We start from the raw sequence: 18385 nt of genomic DNA, 5'->3' as shown, positions 1-18385 counted from the left end.
GACCGGGGTGCTGGGTTTCCCGACGGCGGACGAGGTGCCGGTGGCCGGGGGGTTCGTGAGCACCTTCCAGGGTGGGTCGATCTTCTGGTCCCCGTCGACCGGTGGCCGCTCCGTGCGCGGAGACGTGCTGAGCGCGTACGTGCGGCAAGGGGGGCCCGCGGGCACGTTGGGGTTCCCGGTAGCCGACCCGTCGGCGCAGCCGGGAGGGATCGTGTCGACGTTCGAGCACGGCTCGATCGTCTGGAGCGCGCGGACCGGCGCACGGGTGCTGGACGCGACGTTCTCGGCTGCCTACGACGCCCGCGGTGGGGTCACCGGATCGCTGGGGTTCCCCACGACCGATGTCTTCCCCACCGGTGGAGGAGGCCGCGGCCTGCACACCGAGGGTGGCAACCTGTACTGGTCCCCTGCCTCGCCGGCGGCAGACGTCTCCGGCTCGCTCTACCAGTTCTTCGCGCAGCAGGGGTACGAGTACGGCCCGCTGGGCTACCCCATGGGTGACGCGGAGCAGGTGCCGGGTGGGCTGCGGCAGCAGTTCCAGGGTGGTCGCGTGTACAGCTCGGCCCTGGGCACCTTCTCCGTCACCGGTGGTCTGGGGGAGGCCTTTGCCCGGTCGGGCGGGGCAGAGGGGCCGCTGGGCCTCCCGGGCACACCGGCCCGGACCACGGCTGCTCGGGGCGGTGGCTGGTACCAGCACTTCCAGGGGGGCTCCATCTACTGGACCCCGTCGGCGGGGGGCCACGCCCTGCGTGGCGCCGTCCTGTCGGCGTGGGCGGCCTCCGGTTACGAGTACGGCCCGCTCGGCTTCCCGACCGGTGAGCCCGTGGCGTTGTCCGGCGGTGGCTTCACCGCTTTCCAGGGGGGTGCCGTCTACTGGTCGACGGGGAACGGTGCGCACGTGCTCAACGGCGCCTTCTACGACGAGTGGGCGCGACGCGGTTACGAGACCGGTCAGCTCGGCTACCCGACCTCGGACGTGTACCCGGTTGCCAGCGGCAGTCGGATGGACTTCGAGGGGGGGCACGTGCTGCGACGGACCGACGGCACCGTGGTGACGACCGTCCGCTGAACCTGCCGGGTAGCGTGCCCTGCGTGATTGCATCGACGTCCCTGCCCGAGACGGCGTGGGCCCGCACGGTCCGCGACCTGGCCGGGGGCTGGGCGCAGCGGCAGCTGTGGGCCCACCTGGGCTGGCAGGACATCCGTCAGCGGTACCGGCGGTCCGTCCTCGGGCCGTTGTGGATCACCATCAGCATGGCGGTCACCGCGGTGGCTCTCGGGATCCTCTACGCCGGGCTCTTCGGCAACCCGCTGGAGACCCAGTTGCCGTACATCCTGGTGGGCTTCATCGTCTGGGGTTTCATCTCCGGGTGCATCAACGAGGGCTCGGAGGTCTTCGTCGCCAACGAGGGCCTGATCAAGCAGCTCCCGGCGCCGCTGAGCGTGCACGTCTACCGGCTGGTGTGGCGGCAGACCCTGTTCTTCCTGCACAACCTGGTCGTCTACGTCGTGATGCTGGCGATCTTCCCGCAGCCGTTGACCTGGCGGTCGCTGACGGCCCTCGTGGCCCTGGCCCTGCTGATGGTCAACGGTGTGTGGGTGTCGCTGCTCTTCGGCATCGTCAGCACGCGCTTCCGCGACCTGGTGCCGATCAGCCAGAGCATCGTGCAGCTGATGTTCTTCATGACGCCGATCGTGTGGATCTACGGGGACCTGCTGAACAGTTCGAACCCGACGGTCGCCGAGCGGGCGCGGATCGCGGAGTTCAACCCGTTCCTGCACTTCCTGGAGATCATCCGGGCGCCGCTGCTCGGCCAGGACCAGCACTGGCGGCACTGGGCGGTGGTGCTGGCCATCACGGTGGTCGGCTGGGCCCTCACCCTGGTGGCCATGCGCAAGTACCGCTCCCGTGTGGCGTACTGGGTCTAGGGAGGACGACAGTGGTCAGCATCCGAACCGTCGACGCGACGGTGGACTTCCCCATCTTCGACGCCAAGAGCCGGTCCCTGAAGAAGACGGTCCTCGGCATGGTCGGCGGCAACATCGACAGCGAGTCCAAGGTCCCCGTCATCAATGCGCTGCGCGACATCACCGTGGACATCAACCACGGTGACCGGGTCGGGCTGGTGGGCCACAACGGCGCTGGCAAGTCGACCCTGCTGCGGCTGCTCTCGGGCATCTACGAGCCCACGTCCGGCACCAGCGAGGTCCGCGGGCGGGTGGCGCCGGTCTTCGACCTCGGCGTCGGCATGGACCCGGAGATCTCCGGCCTGGAGAACATCATCATCCGCGGTCTGTTCCTCGGGATGACCCGCAAGCAGATGGTCGCGCGCATCGACGACATCGCCGACTTCACCGAGCTCGGCGACTTCCTGCGGATGCCCCTGCGCACCTACTCCACCGGTATGCGTGTCCGCCTGGCCCTCGGCGTGGTCACCAGCATCGACCCGGAGATCCTGCTGCTGGACGAAGGGATCGGCGCCGTCGACGCGGCCTTCCTGGAGAAGGCGCGGGGCCGGCTCAGCGACCTGGTCGACCGCGCCGGGCTGCTGGTCTTCGCCTCGCACTCCGACGAGTTCCTCGAGCAGCTGTGCACCACGGCCATCTGGATGGAGCACGGGCGCATCAAGGAGCAGGGTCCCCTGTCGGCCGTGCTGCGCCACTACAAGGGTCTCCCCGAGCCGGCCGAGCCGGCCCCGTGAACGCCGCGGCGGGGGGCGGCCGGGTGGTCGCGGTGATCGTCACCTGCAGGCGAGCAGGACTGCTGCGCGAGGGCCTCGCCGTCCTCGCCGCGCAGACCCGGCTGCCCGACCACCTCGTCGTGGTCGACAACGGCGACGACGAGGAGACCCGGCAGGTGGTGGCCGGTTGGCCCGGCGAGGTCGAGTACCTGCCCTCCCGTGACAACCTGGGTGGGGCCGGGGGATTCGCGCTCGGCATGCTCACTGCGCTGCGGCTGGGTGCCGACTGGGTGTGGTGCGCCGACGACGACGGCCGCCCGGGGGCGCCGGACACCCTCGAGGTGCTGCTGAGCGAGGCCAGCGACCGCCAGCTCGGCGAGGTCTCCCCGGCCGTCGTCGACATCGCGGACCCCGACCGGTTCGCCTTCCCGGTGCGCACGGGGCTGCGGTGGTCCCACCGCGTCTCGGAGATGGAGGGCCAGACCTTCTTGCCCGGCTACGCGTCGTTGTTCAACGGCGCGTTGTTCGCGCGCACGGCGCTGCATGCGGTGGGCGTGCCGGACCTGCGTCTGTTCCTGCGCGGCGACGAGACCGAGATCCACCGACGCCTCGTCCGGGCCGGGGTGCCGTTCGGCACGACGCTGCGGGCGGCCTACCACCACCCGCAGGGCTCCGACGAGTTCCGCCCCATCCTGGGGGGCCGGCTGTCGGCGCAGTACCCCGACGACGCCGCCAAGCGGTTCTTCGTCTACCGCAACCGCGGTTACCTGATGTCCCAGCCGGGGATGCGCTGGCTGTACCCGCTCGAGCTGGTCCGCTTCGGGTGGTTCTTCGCCGCGCGTCGTGATTGGGCGGGCCTGCGGACCTGGTTGCGGCTGACCGGGGACGGTCGCCGCGAGCGCTTCCGTCGTCCCGGCTGACCCTGCGGCCGGCCGGGACGACGAGCGGTCAGAGGACCGTTCGAGGGAAGGTCGGTTGCGGGTCGAACCGGATGCCCTCGACGAACTTCTTGGCCAGCCGCTTGCGCAGCCGCCACGGCACGTTCCCCCCGGCTAGGCCCTGCCAGAGCCGCTGGGCGAAGCGGGCCGCGGCGAAGGGGTCCTCGCGGTGCCACCGGTAGGAGGCCTCGTTGCGCACGCCGTACTCGAACTTCCACATGTTGCCGTCGTTGACGTCACCGAAGTTGACGCCCCGGTTGACGCCCAGGTCGTGGGTGACCGTGCTGTTCAGCACCTGCACGCCGGGGCCGGCCGCGATGAGACGGCGGGTGTACTCCTGGTCGTCGAACCAGATGAAGTACTCGCGCAGCGGCAACCCGAACTGGGTGATCGCCCACCGGGGGAAGAGCACCGAGACGAACGAGCACGAGTTGACCAGCACGTTCTGCTGGCCGTGCACGAGCAGCTTGGCCCAGTCCCAGGTCGGCTCGGCGTTGTTCATCTCGCAGATGTCGCCGTTGGACCACTGCACCACCGAGCAGGCGAACGGCAGCCGCATGCCCATCCTGTCCTCGGCGGCGGCATGCCCGTGCAGCAGCGCGCCGACGGCGCCGGGGTGCGGGTAGCAGTCGTCGTCCATGATCCAGACGACGTCGGCGCCCTGCTCGTAGGCGCGTGCCATGCCGGTGGCGAACCCGCCGGCACCGCCGGTGTTCTCCGGCAGCACCATGATCTCGATCTTGGGGTGGTCGGCGTAGCGGGCCAGGACCTCGGCGGTGTGGTCGGTCGAGGCGTTGTCCACGACCACCACCCGGTCCACGGGACGCTCCTGGGCCAGGACGTCGTCGAGCACCCGGCCGAGCTTGTCGGCGCGGTTGAACGTCACGACGACGGCCGCCACGTCGAGGGTCACGAGTTCCACCTTTCATAGAGGTCGCGGGTCCAGTCGCGCGCCCGGGGGAGCGCGGCGAACGCCGCCACCTTGTCGTGCTGGGCGGCCCGCAGGGCAGCGAGCCGGTCTGGGTCGCGGGCGAGGTCGACCACGAGGTCGGTGGTCTGCGCGAGCAGCGGGCCGGGGTGCCGCGGGACCAGGAGGTCCTCGACCACGACGGAGGCCTGCGACCCCACGTCGCTGCTGATCACGAGCACGCCGTGGGCATCGGCCTCGAACGAGGTGAGCGTCACGCCCTCGTTGTCCGAGCAGATGACCAGCAGGTCGGCCTCCTCGAGGGTGGTGGACACCGGCGTCGACGGCGTCCGCATCTCGACGACGGACTGCAGGCCGCGGCGGGCATGGTCGCGCCGGACCTCGTCGCCGAGTTCGCCGTCGCCGTGCATGACGAACCGCACCCGGTCGCCGAGCTGGCGGTGCAGGGTCTGGGCGAGACGGAGGAACAGGTAGGGGCGCTTCTGCTGGGTGAACCGACCGACGAACGCCACCGTCAGCGGGCGATCGGCCGGCCCGTCGTCCCCGATCGCGTCGTGGGGCTGGTCGACGGCGGTGACGGTGAGGTCGGCCAGGGTCGCGAGGGTGACCTTCGACCGGCTCAGGCCCTGTCGGTCGACGAGGTAGTCGCGCAGCTGTGGGCTGATCACGTGGTGCTCGTCGATCACGTTCGACAGCCGGAGCGCGATGTCGACGAAGCCGCCAGTGCGCCACTCGAGCACGTGCAGCGAGTCCACCAACCGGGTGCCGGGGAACTGTGCGCGGATCCAGGGCAGCCGTTGGTACAGCCAGGTGCAGTGGTGGACGTGCACGCCGCGGATGTCGTAGCGGTCGAACAACGCGCGCAGGAAGGTGGACTCGTCGTCACTGGTCATCGGGTGGGTGAGCGGGATGACCAGGGCACCGTCGAAGACGTCGCGGACCACATCGGGGTGGGCCGAGTCGCGGTCGGTGACGACGATGGGCTGCAGGCCGGCGTCGCGGGCCATGCGCACCGTCTCGGCGGCCCACCGCTCGGCGCCACCCAGCTCGAGCCAGTGCATGCCGAACAGCACTGCCGGCGGCTGCGCGCTGCCGGCCGTGTGCTCGGGGCGCTCGAACGCGCCGATCCGGGGGAGGGGGCGGGACAGCCGGCGGTTCTCGAACCGGTCGGTCTGCCGCTGGCGCAAAGCGTCGAAGGCGACCGGCACGCGCGCCCGCACGGCGTTGCGGACCGCGTTCAACCGGCCGGGGAGACGGACCAGGCCCGAGAGCTGCTCCACCGGGCCGCCGAGGTCGACGACCACGTCCTTGGTGCCCGTGGGCGGCGTGTCCTGGCCGGTGGACAGCACGCCCAGGGTGCCGACGACCTGCCGGTGGTCGGGCCACTCGACGCGCTGCGTGGCCTGGTCGGTCAACGACGGGGGAGTCGAGCCGTTGGCGCGGGTGATGGTCACGCGGACGTCGACGCCAGGATGGACGAGGGCCTGGTAGGTCAGGGCTCCGGCCAGCAGGCGGCGCTCGCGCTCGTCGAGGGGGGAGAACAGGCGGGGCTCGGTGGTGATGGTGAACAGTGGTCCGCCCTGGTGGGGTTCGGGCAGGTCCAGGCCGTTCACGCGGCGTCCTCCAGCCGGCCGTCGAGCTCGGCGCCCTCGTCGAAGAACGGGCGGATCCGGTTGTCGAACATGCTCAGGGCCGAGCCGATGGCCATGTGCATGTCCAGGTACTTGTAGGTCCCCAGGCGGCCGCCGAAGAGGACCCGCTTGTCGGCGGCCTCCTTCTTGGCCAGCTCCCGGTAGGTCTCGAGCTTGGCCCGGTCCTCGGGCGTGTTCACCGGGTAGTACGGCTCGTCGCCGGCGACGGCGTTGCGTGAGTACTCCCGGACGACGACCGTCTTGTCGGACGGGTAGTCACGCTCCGGGTGGAAGTGCCGGAACTCGTGGATCCGGGTGTAGGGCACGTCCTCGTCGGCGTAGTTCATCACCGAGGTGCCCTGGAAGTCACCGATCGGCAGGACCTCGGTCTCGAAGTCCAGCGTGCGCCAGCCGAGCTCGCCGGCGGCGTAGTCGAAGTACATGTCGATGGGGCCGGTGAAGACGGTGGGGACGTCGGTCGGCAGCTCGTCGCGGACGTCGAAGTAGTCGGTGGACAGCCGCACCTCGATGTTGGGGTGGTCGGCCATCTTCTGCAGCCACGCGGTGTACCCGTCGACGGGCAGGCCCTCGTAGGTGTCGTTGAAGTACCGGTTGTCGAAGGTGTAGCGGACGGGGAGGCGCGCGATGACCGCAGCCGGCAGCTCCGTGGGGTCGGTCTGCCACTGCTTCTTCGTGTAGCCCTTGATGAACGCCTCGTAGAGCGGGCGACCGATGAGGGAGATCGCCTTCTCCTCGAGGTTGGAAGCCTCGGCGGTCTCGATCTCACCGGACTGCTCGGCCACCAGCTCGCGGGCCTCGGTGGGGGTGAAGCTGCGGCCGAAGAACTCGCCGAGCGTGGCCAGGTTCATCGGCAGCGAATAGGTCTTGCCGTCGTGGATCGAGAAGACGCGGTGCACGTAGCCGGTGAAGTCGGTGAACTGGTTGACGTAGTCCCAGACCCGCTTGTTCGACGTGTGGAAGAGGTGTGCGCCGTAGCGGTGCACCTCGATGCCGGTGTCCGGGTCGTTCTCCGAGTAGGCGTTGCCGCCGATGTGGTCGCGCCGGTCCAGCACCAGGACTTTCTTGTCCAGCTGCGTCGCCACTCGTTCGGCCACGGTCAGGCCGAAGAAGCCGGAGCCGACGATGACGAGGTCTGGGCTTCCTGGGGTCACGCCACGCGACGATACCGTTGCTGGGCGGGGTTCTCGGCCCGGCCGGTCGTAATGTCACCGCGTGCACGCGAACGCCGGTCCTCTCCGTGTTGTGGCTGTGACCTACTCGCCCGGGGACGCGGTGCACTCCTTCGTGGCCTCCGTGCAGGAGGCGACGGCCCGGCCCGTCGACGTCGTGCTGGCCGACAACGGGTCCACCGACGGCGCCCCCGAGGCGGCCGCGGCCGCCCACGAGCACGTGCGGGTGCTCCGCACCGGCGGCAACGTCGGCTACGGCGCCGCGGTGGATGCGGGCCTCGCCGGAGCGCCGGGGCGCTGGGCCCTGGTCGCCAACCCCGACGTCGTGCTGGAGCCGGGCTCGGTCGACGAGCTGCTCGCGGTGGCCGCCCGCTGGCCCCGAGCCGGTGCGGTGGGGCCGGCCATCCGCACGCCCGACGGCGAGCTGTACCCCTCGGCCCGGGACCTGCCCCGGCTCTCGACCGGCGCCGGGCACGCCGCGCTGGGGTGGATCTGGCCGGCCAACCCGTGGACGGCGCGCTACCGCCGCGAGCGCGAGGCGCCGCGCGAGCGCGCAGCTGGCTGGCTGTCCGGGTCGTGCTTCCTGGTCGACCTCGAGGCGTTCCGGGCCGTCGGCGGGTTCGACCCCGGGTACTTCATGTACTTCGAGGACGTCGACCTGGGCGAGCGGCTCGGCCGCGCAGGCTACCTGAACGTCTACGCACCCTCGGCGGTCGTGGTGCACGAGGGCGGGCACGCCACCCGCCGGCAGCCGCACCGCATGGCCCGGGTGCACCACACCAGTGCGCTGCGCTACCTGTCCCGCCGCTACCCGGGCCCGGCGAATGCGCCGCTCCGGCTGGCGCTGCGGGCCGGGTTGGGTGGCCGGATGCTGCTGTCCTACGTCAGCGGTCAGGTCGCCGCGGGCGCCCGCTTCCAGCGCGGGGCCGCCGAGCTGCAGCAGGATGCCTCCTCGTGAGGCACGCGGTGATCATGGCCGGCGGGTCCGGCACGCGGTTGTGGCCGCTGTCCCGGTCGGCCCGGCCCAAGCAGCTCCTCGACGTCGTCGCCGAGGAGGGCGGGGGAGCCCACAGCCTGCTCGCGGAGGCGTTCACGCGGCTGCAGGCCGTCCTCCCCACCGAGCAGATCTGGGTGTGCACCGCGGCCCGTTACGGCGACGCCGTCCGCTCGGCGCTGCCGGAGCTCGGCGCCGACCGGCTGATCCTGGAGCCGGTGGCCCGCGACACGGCCAACGCGGTGGGCCTGGCCGCCGCGCTGGTCGCCGACGTCGACCCGGACGCCGAGCTCGCCGTGGTGTCCGCCGACCACGTCATCCGCCCGGTCGAGCGGTTCGCCGAGGCGCTGCGCACCGCCTACGACTGCCTCGCCGTGCGGCCCCGGTCGTTGATCACCCTGGGCATCACGCCGACCTCGCCGGCCACCGGCTTCGGCTACGTGCAGAGGGGCGCGGCCACCGAGGTCGACGGCGCGGCCGAGGCGGCCTCCTTCCGCGAGAAGCCCGACTTCGCCACGGCGCAGCAGTACCTGGACTCGGGGGAGTACGTCTGGAACTCGGGCATGTTCGTCTGGCGGGCGCAGACCGTGCTGGACGCGCTGCGCGACCACCTGCCGGAGTCCGCCGACGGGCTGGCCCGGATCGTGGCCGCCGACGACCGGCAGGCTGCCCTGCAGGAGGTCTTCCCGACCTTGCCGAAGATCAGCGTCGACTACGCCGTCCTCGAGCCCGCGGCCACCGAGCCCGGCCGGGTGCTCGTGGTCGACCTGGACGTCGACTGGCTCGACGTCGGCTCCTGGCCCGCCCTGGCGCACACCCTGGACACCGACGACGCCGGCAACGCCGTCCGTGGGCCCGTGGTCGCTCTCGACAGCAGCGGCAACGTCGTCCTCTCCGACGACCCCGACCACCTGGTCGCCCTCGTCGGCGTCCGCGACAGCGTCGTCGTGCACACCGCCGACGTGACCATGGTGTGCCCGGTCGGGGACGCCGAGCGGGTCAAGCAGCTGCTCGCTGCCGCCGAGGAACGGTTCCCCGGCCGCTACGCCTGAGGCGCCTACCCTCGGGGCCGTGACCGCCGCGACCGTCCTCCCCCGGGAGCGGACCTGGCAGGCCGACTGGCCGCTGGACGTGCACCGTGCGCTCTCGCCGCACCGGCACGGCCACAGCGACCCCACCCTGCAGAACGCCGACGACGGCGCGGTCTGGCGGACCACCACCACACCCGAGGGTGCGGCCACCGTCCGGCTGACCGCCCGCGCGGCGCTGGTGCGGGCGCAGGCATGGGGCCCGGGGGCGGCGTGGGCGCTGGACGCGGTCCCGCGGTGGCTGGGCGCCGACGACCGGCCCGAGGACTTCCCGGCCGACCGGCACCCGCTGGTCGAGCGGCTGCACCGGGGATCACCGTGGCTCCGGATCGGCGGGACCGGCCGGGTGTGGGACGCCCTCGTCCCCGCGGTCCTCGAGCAGAAGGTCACCGGCATCGAGGCGCACCGGACCTGGGTCCAGCTGTGCCGCCTGGCCGGCGACCCGGCCCCGGGCCCGGCGCCGGCCGCGATGCGGGTGGCGCCGTCGGCCGAGCGGGTCCGGGCGGTCACCGACTGGGAGTGGCACCGCTGCGGTCTCGACGGTGCCCGCCGGCGTGCCCTGCTGGCCGTCGCGTCCGTGGCGCCCCGGCTGGAGTGCGACGACCACAACGACTGCGAGGGCCTGCGCCGCCGGCTGCGCTCGGTCCCCGGCATCGGCGTCTGGACGGCGGCCGAGGTCGCCCAGCGGGCCCTGGGCTGCCCCGACCAGGTCAGTGTCGGCGACTACCACCTGAAGAACCTGGTCGGGTGGTCGCTGGCCGGCCGGAAGACCGACGACGCCGGCATGCTCGAGCTGCTCGAGCCCTGGCGGGGCCACCGGCAGCGGGTCGTGCGGCTGCTGGAGGTGGGCGGGTCCCGCCCGCCCAAGCGCGGGCCGCGGATGGCCCCGACCGACTACCGCCGGTTCTGAGCCCGCAGCTGCTCGTACCGGACGGTGCACTGCGCCATCGTCGGCAGCAGACCCTGCTCGCGGGCCGTTGCGAGGGTCGGGGCGGCGGCGTCCTTGGCCGACAGCTCGAACTCGACGTCGGTCGGCCAGGGGAGCGCGAGGTCGGGGTCCATCGGGTCGACGCCGAACTCCCGACCGGGGGAGTAGCCGGTGGACACGAGGTAGGTCACCGACGTGCGGTCCTCCAGCGCCACGAATGCGTGCCCGAGGCCCTCGGCCAGGTACACCGCGCGCGGGTGCTCGCTGTCGAGCTCGACGGCGTCGACCACGCCGAAGGTGGGGGAGCCCACCCGGACGTCGACGACGACGTCGAGGACGCGCCCGCTGGGGCAGTACACGTACTTGGCCTGGCCGGGGGGGACCAGGGCGAAGTGCACGCCGCGCAGCACGCCGCGGGCGGACACGGAGTGGTTGGCCTGCGCGAGGGTCAGCGGGTGGCCGACCGCCTCGGTGAGCACGTCGGCGCGGTACCACTCGGTGAACCGGCCCCGCCTGTCGCCGTGCGGCACCAGGTCGAGGACGTAGGCGTCGGGCACGGCCAGCTCGAGGACGTTCACCGGGCGGCCTCGGCCAGCAGCCCCAGCAGGTAGGCGCCGTAGCCGCTCTTGCCGAGGGGCTCGGCGGCCCGGCGCAGGCCGTCGTCGTCCAGCCAGCCGTTGCGCCAGGCGACCTCCTCGATGCAGCCGATCTTCAGGCCCTGCCGCTCCTCGACCACCGACACGAACTCGGTGGCCTGCCGCAGCGAGGCGAACGTGCCGGTGTCCAGCCAGGCGGTGCCGCGGTCGAGGGCGGTGACGGTGAGGCGGCCCTGGCGCAGGTAGTGCTCGTTGACCGCGGTGATCTCCAGCTCGCCGCGCGCGCTGGGGGTGATCGAGCGGGCGACGTCGACCACGTCGGCGGCGTAGAAGTACAGGCCGGGGACGGCGTAGGAGCTCTTCGGACGGGTGGGCTTCTCCTCGATCGACAGCACCCGCCCCCCGCCGTCGAACTCCACGACGCCGTACTCCCCGGGGTTGGCGACGTGGTAGGCGAACACGTGGCCGCCCTCGGGGTCGGGCAGCCGCGAGAGCGCGGTGCCCAGCCCGGCGCCGTAGAAGATGTTGTCGCCCAGCACCAGGGCCACCGACTGGTCGCCGATGAACTCCGCGCCGATGAGGAAGGCCTGCGCCAGGCCCTCGGGCCGGGGCTGCACCGCGTACTCGATCCGCATGCCCAGCCGCGACCCGTCGCCGAGCAGGTGCTCGAAGGCTGCCTGGTCGGCCGGGGTGGTGATGACCAGCACCTCGCGGACGCCGGCCATCATGAGCGTCGAGAGCGGGTAGTAGACCATCGGCTTGTCGTAGACCGGCATCAGCTGCTTGCTGACCGCCTGCGTGATGGGGAAGAGCCGGCTGCCGGTGCCCCCGGCGAGGATGATCCCGCGCATGCGGCAACCCTAGGGTCGGTCGCTACGGTTCCCGTCATGCGCGTCCTCGTCACCGGTGGTGCCGGCTTCATCGGCTCGCACTACGCCCGCACCATGCTCTCCGGCGGCTACCCCGGGTTCGAGGACGCCGAGGTCACGGTCTTCGACAAGCTGACCTACGCGGGCAACCTGGCCAACCTCGCGCCCGTGGCCGACGACCCCCGGTACCGCTTCGTGCAGGGCGACATCTGCGTCGCCGCCGACCTCGACGCCGCGCTGCCCGGTCACGACGTGGTCGTGAACTTCGCCGCCGAGTCCCACGTCGACCGGTCGATCATCGGCGCGGCCGAGTTCGTGCTCACCAACGTGCTCGGGGCCCAGCAGGTCTTCGAGGCGTCGCTGCGCCACGGCGTCGGCCGGGTGGTGCACGTGTCCACCGACGAGGTCTACGGCTCCGTCGACGAGGGGTCCTGGACCGAGGACCACATCCTGGAGCCGAACTCGCCGTACTCGGCGGCCAAGGCGGGCAGCGATCTCATCGCCCGTGCCTACGCCATGACCTACGGGCTCAACATCTCGATCACCCGCTGCAGCAACAACTACGGGCCCTACCACTTCCCCGAGAAGGTCATCCCGCTGTTCGTGACCAACCTGCTCGACGGCAAGAAGGTCCCGCTCTACGGCGTCGGCGCCAACGTGCGCGACTGGCTGTTCGTCGACGACCACTGCCGGGGCATCCAGCTGGTCGTGGAGAAGGGCGCGCCGGGGGAGTACTACAACATCGGCGGCGGTCGCGAGCTGTCCAACCGCGAGCTCACCGAGCAGCTGCTGGCCGCCACCGGCCGCGACTGGAGCTACGTGGAGGAGATCGTCGACCCTCGCGGCGGCGGCCACGACAAGCGCTACTCGGTCGACTACTCCAAGACCGGAGCCCTGGGCTACGCCCCGCGCACGACGTTCGAGGACGGCCTGGCCCTCACCGTGCAGTGGTACCGCGACAACCGCGCCTGGTGGGAACCGCTCAAGGCGGCCGCAGCCACGGCCCGCTCGTGAGCACCGCCTGGCTGGTCACCGGCGCACGCGGCCAGCTCGGTCGCGACCTCGTCGACCACCTGTCCCGGCGCACCGGCGACACGGTCACGGCCGCGGGCCGGGCCGAGGTCGACCTCACCGACGAGTTATCCGTGCGCGGCGCCGTGCGCTCGTGGCTCGGGTCCGCGCACGCCGACCGGGTGGTGCTGGTCAACGCCGCGGCCTACACCGCCGTCGACGCCGCCGAGACCGACGAGGACACCGCCCTGGTGGTCAACGGCCACGCCCCCGGGTGGCTGGCCGAGGAGATGGCCGGGCGCGGCCGCCTGGTGCACGTCTCCACCGACTACGTCTTCGACGGCACCGCGACCGAGCCCTACCCCGTCGACGCCCCGGTGGCCCCGCGCTCGGCATACGGCCGCACGAAGGCGACCGGCGAGGCCGCGGTGGCCGCGGCCGGCGGGGACGCCTCGGTGGTGCGCACGGCCTGGGTGCACAGCCGGCACGGGAAGAACTTCGTGGCCACGATGGCCAGCCTGGAGGGTCAGCGCGAGACGGTGTCGGTGGTCGACGACCAGATCGGCTCGCCTACGTGGTCGTGGGACCTCGCCGGCGGCCTGGTCGCCCTGGGCTCGGCCGACCTGGCGGTACCGCCGGTGCTGCACTTCACCAACGCGGGTCAGGTGTCCTGGCACGGGTTCGCGCAGGCGGTGTTCGCGGAGCTCGGCGCCAACCCGGCGCGGGTGCTGCCGACGAGCTCCGCGGACTTCGTACGCCCGGCGCCGCGGCCGGCCTACTCGGTGCTGGACGGCAGCACATGGGACGGCGCCGGCCTGCCGGCCCGGCGCGGGTGGCGGGCCGCGCTCGCCGAGGCGATGCGGGTGGACGCCCGGACCTGACCCCGTCGGGGTCTCAGCCGCCGGCCGCGCCCAGCCGGAGCCGGCCGACCAGGGACGAGCCGCCCGGGGTGCCGACCGGCTCCCACCGGGTCGCCCAGCCCTCGGCGTGCAGCTGCACCAGCGCGGCCCCGACCAGCGCGCCCAGGTTGACCGCGGTGGTCGCGGAGGGGGCGTCGGTGAGGTGTACGTCGACGACGTCGGGGGTGTCGCTGCCGTAGGTGAAGACCACCGGGAACTCCGGCAGTGCGGCCGAGGCGGCCCGGAAGGCGGTGGCCACCGCGTCGAGTGCCCCGGGCCGGGCGGTGAGTGCCGCAGCCGGTCGCCGGGTGGGGACGACGTCGCGCGTGCCCAGTGCGAACAGGTCTCCCGGGCCCAACCGCACCAGCGGTCGGGTGCCGGTGTCCTCGCCCGGCGCGGTCCACCGCCACCCGCGGACGACGGCGACCGGCACCCCGGCGAGCTTGCCCTTGACCAGGTCCGCGGCCGCGGCCAGCTCGTCGACGACGGCCACCTGCGTGGTCTCGAGCCGGTTGCCGTGCGCGTCGACGTCGCCGCGGTGGTCGAGCAGGGCGGGCAGACCTGCGGCGCCGACCGCGACGTCGGTGAGGCCGTCGCGCCACGTGCGGCCGAACGTGTCGCTCACGACGACGCCCACCGTCACGCCCAGCCGGTCGTGCAGGCCGGACCGGAGGCGGCGGGCCGAGTCGTCGGCGTCGGCGGGCAGCAGGACGAGGCTGTCGGCCGCGGTGTTGGAGGCGTCGATGCCGGCGGCGGCCACCACCCATCCGTGCCGCGTCTCGACGATCTTGAGCGGACCCCGGCGGGCGACCACCCGCACCGTCTCGGCGTCGATCGCGCGCTGCCGCGCGGCCTCGCGGTCGGCGCCCGGGGGGACGGCGACCAGGTTGCCCTCGACCTTGGAGACCACCTTGGAGGTGACGACGAGGACGTCGCCGTCGGCCAGCCACGGCGCGGCGGCGGCGATGCTCCCGGCCAGGTCGTCGCCGGGGGTGAACTCGGGCAGGCCGGGGACGGGGTGGACGGTCAGGCCGGGGGGTGGCTCATGCGCGGGCGGCATGCAGTGCAGCCTGCGCCATCGCCTGCGTGGCTGCCGGATCGGTCATCAGCAGGGGCACGGCCCGGACGTCGACCCCGGGCACGTCGGCGGTGTCGTCCTCGTGCACCAGCCAGGCGTCGAGCAGGCCGCCGGCCGACCGTGCGCCGTAGTGCCGGCCGACGCCCTCGGCGCTGACCTCGACCCCGATCGCCGGCAGGCACCGGTCGGCCATCCCGCGCACCGGGGCGCCGCCGACGATCGGCGACAACCCGACGATGCGCGCCGGGCTGGCCAGCAGGGCCTCCCGCAGACCCGGGACGCCCAGCACCGTGCCGATGGACACCACAGGGTTGGACGGGGCCAGCAGCACGGCGTCGGCGGCGGCGAGGGCCTCGACGACCCCCGGGGCCGGGCGCGCCACGTCGACCCCGACCTGGACGAAGGCGTGCGGCTCGGGCTCGGCCCGGTGGCGCACCCACCACTCCTGGAAGTGGATGGCCTGCCGGCGCCCGGTGCCGGGGTCGTCCACCAGCACGTGGGTCTCGACCCGCTGGTCGCTCATCGGCACCAGCTCGACCCCGGGCTGCCAGCGCTGGGCGAGGGCGGCGGTGACCTCCGACAGCGGGTAACCGGCGTCGAGCATGCGGGTGCGGACGAGATGGGTGGCCAGGTCGCGGTCGCCGAGCCCGAACCAGGTCGGCTCGGCCCCGTAGGCAGCCAGTTCGTCCTTGACGACCCAGCTCTCCCCGCGTCGTCCCCAGCCCCGCACCGGGTCGATCCCGTCACCGAGCGTATACATGACCGAGTCCAGGTCAGGGCAGATGCGCAGGCCGTGCATGGTCGCGTCGTCGCCGGTGTTGACGACCGCGGTGATGGCCGCATCGGGGGCGGCGGCTCGGACGCCGAGGAGGAACCGAGCCCCGCCGATGCCACCGGCCACGACCACGATCCGCATGCGCACCATGGTGCCTGATGGCAAATTGAGTTGTTGACGTCGGATCTGTGTCGGAATGATCTGGACCAAAAGGGCCGGTTCCGTCGTCAACACCTGTGGTGGGGTGCGGCGTGTCTCCGAGATTTGTGACCCTCTCGAGACCCTGCGTGACACCTGTGACTGGTGGTGCTCCGGACTACATGTTCTCGACTTGACCCCACCACAACGACACGCGTGTAATTCCCTCGATGTCACGGAGCGCGGGGTGGTCGGGAGTGGCCCGACGATCACGCACCGTGACGAAGGCGAGAGGGGACGCATCGTCATGGCCGAGGTGTCGTGGTTGAGCGACTACAAGCAGCAGCACGCCGTGGAGACCGGCCCGGCCCTGGGGTTCACCGGGCTCGACTGGTCCGCGGGTCTGGACGACGAGGAGCAGGGCTGGCAGGAGCGCGCGCTGTGCGCCGAGACCGACCCCGAGGCGTTCTTCCCCGAGAAGGGCGGCTCGACCCGCGAGGCGAAGAAGATCTGCACCGGCTGCGACGTCCGGGTCGAGTGCCTGGAGTACGCGCTCGGCAACGACGAGCGGTTCGGCATCTGGGGCGGCCTGTCCGAGCGTGAGCGGCGCCGCCTGCGCCGCCGGGCGGTCTGAATCCGGGTCCGGCCCCGACGCGCGGGGCCGTGCCGTCCGGTTCACTGCAGAGGTGTTCATCCGGGTGGCCGAGGGGCGGGCGCGGGTGGTGCGGGAGATCCGCGCCGCGGCCCCGCTGTTGACCGAACTGGCAGTACCGACCACCGCCCGCGGGCCGTGGCTGGCCGCGGCGCTGCACGCAGCGCCGGCGCCCGCGGCCCGGGTCCGCCACCGGGCGGTCGTCGTGGAGCAGCACCGCCAGGGCCGTCCCGCAGGGGCGGCCCTGCTCTCGTCCCGCCGGGTGCTCCGGCGCGGCCGGTGGACCACCGACCTCCGCCTGCTCGGTGACGGCGGCGCACCCCCGCCGCCCGGCGGCGCACCCCGACGCCTGCCCGTCCGCGACGCCGAGGTCGCCGCGCTGCTGGCCGACGGGATCGCCGACCTGCTGGCCGCCACGCGGGGGCCCTGGGACCTCGCACTGACCGGGCTCCCGCTGGGCGACCCCGTGCTCCGCGCGCTCGCGGCCCGGTTGGGGGTCGGTGCCGCGTTCCGGACCACCCGCACCCGGGCGCTGGTCGACCAGCTCGACGACGTGGGCGCCGTGACCCGCTCGGTCGACGCCCTCGACCTGGAGCGCTGGCTGCCGGACTTCCTCGACCACCGTCCCGCGGGCGCGCGCGCCGCCGACCTGCGGGCACTCGCGCGGGTGCACGCCGCAGCCGGCGTCCTCGAGCACGCGGTCGTGCTGGCGGAGGACCGCCCGGTCGCCGGACTGCTCACCCTGCTCGAGGGCGGCGTCCGGCGGCCCTGGTGGGGGTTCGGGGTGCCCGAGCCGGCCACCGGGCCCGCAGCCCCCTGCGTCTCGCTGACCGCGTCGTCCCGCTGATCCGCCGCCGCGGTCAACGCCCGACGGAGCCCCCGCCCGTCGCGGCGACCTCGCCGTCCCCCAGCTGCAGGGTGGCTGCGACCCCGCCCGCCGTCGGCGTCAGCTGCACGGTCACCGGGTAGCCGCGGCCGGTGTAGGACGGTGCGGACCCGTTCGGCCTGGTGTAGGTGGCGAAGGTGCCCTGCAGGTCGACCCCGTCGCCGCGGGCGGCGACCGCGAGGTCGGGGCTGCCGAGGTCGGCGTACTCCACCAGCGACCTGCTGCACTGCGCCGCCACCGGGTCGGCCGGCGGATCGGCCGCGAGGCAGTTCCATACCGGCAGCTCCAGGTGCGCCACCGCCCGGTCGCCGTCGCCGCTGACGCGCAGCGCCGGGTAGGCCACCGTCACCCCCACCGCGCGGGGCTCCAGCACGATGCCCGGGAACGCCAGGTCGGCCCGGAACCCGTCCTCGCCGGGGGGCACGTCGGTGCCGGCCAGGTCACCGGCCGAAGCCGCGGTCAGCGGTGCGGACGACGGCTCTGCGGAGGACAGGGCGGCAGAGGACAGAGCTGCGGAGGACGGCGGGGACGACGACCGTGCGGACGGGGCGGACGCCGAGGGCGCGTCCGAGCCGCGGGTGGACACCCAGGCGACCGCACCGACCACGAGCACGGCCACGACCACCCCGGTGGTCGCGACGAGCGCCCCGGTCCTGGCGCGCGAGCCGGACCCGGTCGCTGCGGCGCCGGTGCCGGTGCCGGTGGCGGTGCCGGGCGGACCGGTGGTGGTCGGAGCGGGCGGCGGGGTGACGCCCGGTTCCGGGGCTGGGTCCGGGGCCGGGTCGGGGGTCGGGGCCGGGGGCAGCGCTGCGGGCGACCCCGGCGGACTGCTGAAGAACCCGGGCAGGTCGTCGATCTCGGGGGTGGGAGGTGCGTCCGGGGTCTCGCGCCCGCCCGGGACCACGGGAGCAGTCGTCCCCTCCGCGCGGGCCCGACCCGGGCCCACCGCCGCAGCGGCGCCGCCGACGAGGCAGGCCCCGGCCCCCGCCCAGAGCCACGGCGTGCCCAGCAGCACGGCCAGCGGGGCCGCGACCGCAGCGACCACCAGCAGCCCGCCGCCGAGCACGCGTCGTGTCGCGCCCATCTCCGCCCCCGTTCCTCGC

At 73.2% G+C, this 18385-nt stretch carries 18 protein-coding genes and 1 pseudogene; 11 read left to right on the top strand and 8 right to left on the bottom strand.

Annotated features, from left to right (window positions below; translation table 11 throughout):
* From TEK04_RS10365 to glfT1, 4 genes and pseudogenes are all read left to right on the top strand, one after another.
* Positions 1 to 1069, top strand: a pseudogene (locus TEK04_RS10365) (N-acetylmuramoyl-L-alanine amidase); the annotation flags it as partial.
* Between the two features lie 23 nt (positions 1070 to 1092).
* Positions 1093 to 1929: a galactan export ABC transporter permease subunit Wzm/RfbD gene (gene wzm, locus TEK04_RS10360; protein ID WP_336404260.1), complete on the top strand. Its 837-nt coding sequence runs from the start codon at positions 1093 to 1095 to the stop codon at positions 1927 to 1929.
* Positions 1930 to 1940: 11 nt separating this feature from the next.
* The gene (wzt, locus tag TEK04_RS10355; RefSeq protein WP_336404259.1) at positions 1941 to 2702 is read left to right on the top strand and encodes a galactan export ABC transporter ATP-binding subunit Wzt/RfbE; all 762 of its coding nucleotides are present in this window, start codon (positions 1941 to 1943) and stop codon (positions 2700 to 2702) included.
* A 32-nt stretch (positions 2703 to 2734) separates the two neighbouring features.
* Entirely contained in the window at positions 2735 to 3601 is an 867-nt protein-coding gene (gene glfT1 / locus TEK04_RS10350) for a galactofuranosyltransferase GlfT1 (protein WP_336404258.1), read from the top strand.
* A gap of 28 nt (positions 3602 to 3629) precedes the next feature.
* Here glfT1 and TEK04_RS10345 read toward each other — a convergent pair whose 3' ends face one another.
* Genes TEK04_RS10345 through glf form a run of 3 tightly spaced genes read right to left on the bottom strand, consistent with a single transcriptional unit; the run spans position 3630 to position 7350 of the window.
* Positions 3630 to 4532, bottom strand: coding sequence for a glycosyltransferase (locus tag TEK04_RS10345; protein ID WP_336404257.1), 903 nt, complete (start codon positions 4530 to 4532; stop codon positions 3630 to 3632).
* Positions 4529 to 6160: a glycosyltransferase gene (locus TEK04_RS10340; protein ID WP_336404256.1), complete on the bottom strand. Its 1632-nt coding sequence runs from the start codon at positions 6158 to 6160 to the stop codon at positions 4529 to 4531. The genes TEK04_RS10345 and TEK04_RS10340 overlap by 4 nt, the downstream gene beginning before the upstream one ends.
* A complete protein-coding gene (gene glf, locus TEK04_RS10335) occupies positions 6157 to 7350 on the bottom strand; it encodes a UDP-galactopyranose mutase (RefSeq protein ID WP_336404255.1) in 1194 nt (397 codons plus the stop codon). The genes TEK04_RS10340 and glf overlap by 4 nt, the downstream gene beginning before the upstream one ends.
* A gap of 97 nt (positions 7351 to 7447) precedes the next feature.
* On the opposite strand from glf, the gene TEK04_RS10330 reads away from it, so the two are divergent.
* Genes TEK04_RS10330 through TEK04_RS10320 form a run of 3 tightly spaced genes read left to right on the top strand, consistent with a single transcriptional unit; the run spans position 7448 to position 10360 of the window.
* The gene (locus TEK04_RS10330; protein ID WP_336404254.1) at positions 7448 to 8326 is read left to right on the top strand and encodes a glycosyltransferase family 2 protein; all 879 of its coding nucleotides are present in this window, start codon (positions 7448 to 7450) and stop codon (positions 8324 to 8326) included.
* Entirely contained in the window at positions 8323 to 9414 is a 1092-nt protein-coding gene (locus TEK04_RS10325) for a mannose-1-phosphate guanylyltransferase (RefSeq protein WP_336404253.1), read from the top strand. Before TEK04_RS10330 ends, TEK04_RS10325 begins: the two co-directional genes overlap by 4 nt.
* 19 nt (positions 9415 to 9433) lie before the next feature.
* On the top strand, positions 9434 to 10360 hold the full coding sequence (locus TEK04_RS10320; protein WP_336404252.1) for a DNA-3-methyladenine glycosylase family protein: 927 nt from the start codon (positions 9434 to 9436) through the stop codon (positions 10358 to 10360).
* On the opposite strand, the gene TEK04_RS10315 is transcribed toward TEK04_RS10320, so the two are convergent.
* Together TEK04_RS10315 and rfbA are read right to left on the bottom strand one after the other, a co-directional pair.
* Entirely contained in the window at positions 10345 to 10956 is a 612-nt protein-coding gene (locus tag TEK04_RS10315) for a dTDP-4-dehydrorhamnose 3,5-epimerase family protein (protein WP_336404251.1), read from the bottom strand. The genes TEK04_RS10320 and TEK04_RS10315 overlap by 16 nt on opposite strands.
* Complete coding sequence (gene rfbA / locus TEK04_RS10310) at positions 10953 to 11825, bottom strand: glucose-1-phosphate thymidylyltransferase RfbA (RefSeq protein ID WP_336404250.1); 873 nt, start codon at positions 11823 to 11825, stop codon at positions 10953 to 10955. Before rfbA ends, TEK04_RS10315 begins: the two co-directional genes overlap by 4 nt.
* A gap of 36 nt (positions 11826 to 11861) precedes the next feature.
* Between rfbA and rfbB the strand changes: the two genes are divergently transcribed.
* On the top strand, positions 11862 to 12857 hold the full coding sequence (rfbB, locus tag TEK04_RS10305) for a dTDP-glucose 4,6-dehydratase (protein WP_336404249.1): 996 nt from the start codon (positions 11862 to 11864) through the stop codon (positions 12855 to 12857).
* On the top strand, positions 12854 to 13735 hold the full coding sequence (rfbD, locus tag TEK04_RS10300) for a dTDP-4-dehydrorhamnose reductase (RefSeq protein ID WP_336404248.1): 882 nt from the start codon (positions 12854 to 12856) through the stop codon (positions 13733 to 13735). The genes rfbB and rfbD overlap by 4 nt, the downstream gene beginning before the upstream one ends.
* A gap of 13 nt (positions 13736 to 13748) precedes the next feature.
* Here the strand turns inward: rfbD and TEK04_RS10295 are convergent, their stop codons facing one another.
* Together TEK04_RS10295 and cofD are read right to left on the bottom strand one after the other, a co-directional pair.
* Positions 13749 to 14813, bottom strand: coding sequence for a coenzyme F420-0:L-glutamate ligase (locus TEK04_RS10295; RefSeq protein ID WP_336404247.1), 1065 nt, complete (start codon positions 14811 to 14813; stop codon positions 13749 to 13751).
* A complete protein-coding gene (gene cofD / locus TEK04_RS10290; protein ID WP_336404246.1) occupies positions 14797 to 15747 on the bottom strand; it encodes a 2-phospho-L-lactate transferase in 951 nt (316 codons plus the stop codon). Before cofD ends, TEK04_RS10295 begins: the two co-directional genes overlap by 17 nt.
* 304 nt (positions 15748 to 16051) lie before the next feature.
* Here cofD and TEK04_RS10285 point away from each other — a divergent pair, with 304 nt between their 5' ends.
* Entirely contained in the window at positions 16052 to 16378 is a 327-nt protein-coding gene (locus TEK04_RS10285) for a WhiB family transcriptional regulator (protein WP_336404245.1), read from the top strand.
* Positions 16379 to 16430: 52 nt separating this feature from the next.
* The gene (locus TEK04_RS10280; RefSeq protein ID WP_336404244.1) at positions 16431 to 17243 is read left to right on the top strand and encodes a hypothetical protein; all 813 of its coding nucleotides are present in this window, start codon (positions 16431 to 16433) and stop codon (positions 17241 to 17243) included.
* 13 nt (positions 17244 to 17256) lie between these two features.
* On the opposite strand, the gene TEK04_RS10275 is transcribed toward TEK04_RS10280, so the two are convergent.
* Positions 17257 to 18366 (bottom strand): hypothetical protein, encoded by a 1110-nt coding sequence (locus TEK04_RS10275; protein WP_336404243.1) that lies wholly within the window; start codon positions 18364 to 18366, stop codon positions 17257 to 17259.
* Positions 18367 to 18385 lie beyond the last annotated feature (19 nt).

Origin of the sequence: Klenkia sesuvii (assembly GCF_037083825.1) — a bacterium.
GTDB classification, from domain to species: Bacteria; Actinomycetota; Actinomycetes; order Mycobacteriales; family Geodermatophilaceae; genus Klenkia; species Klenkia sesuvii.
The sequence above is the reverse complement of the archived record's forward strand: the minus strand, read 5'-3'. Positions and strand labels throughout refer to the sequence as shown.

What these genes read in the sequence shown, in the direction of transcription:
- cofD (WP_336404246.1), bottom strand. Translation starts at nt 15,747, where the DNA reads ATGCGGATCGTGGTCGTGGCCGGTGGCATCGGCGGGGCTCGGTTCCTC.
- TEK04_RS10275 (WP_336404243.1), bottom strand. Translation starts at nt 18,366, where the DNA reads ATGGGCGCGACACGACGCGTGCTCGGCGGCGGGCTGCTGGTGGTCGCT.
- TEK04_RS10295 (WP_336404247.1), bottom strand. Translation starts at nt 14,813, where the DNA reads ATGCCGCCCGCGCATGAGCCACCCCCCGGCCTGACCGTCCACCCCGTC.
- rfbB (WP_336404249.1), top strand. Translation starts at nt 11,862, where the DNA reads ATGCGCGTCCTCGTCACCGGTGGTGCCGGCTTCATCGGCTCGCACTAC.
- TEK04_RS10285 (WP_336404245.1), top strand. Translation starts at nt 16,052, where the DNA reads ATGGCCGAGGTGTCGTGGTTGAGCGACTACAAGCAGCAGCACGCCGTG.
- rfbA (WP_336404250.1), bottom strand. Translation starts at nt 11,825, where the DNA reads ATGCGCGGGATCATCCTCGCCGGGGGCACCGGCAGCCGGCTCTTCCCC.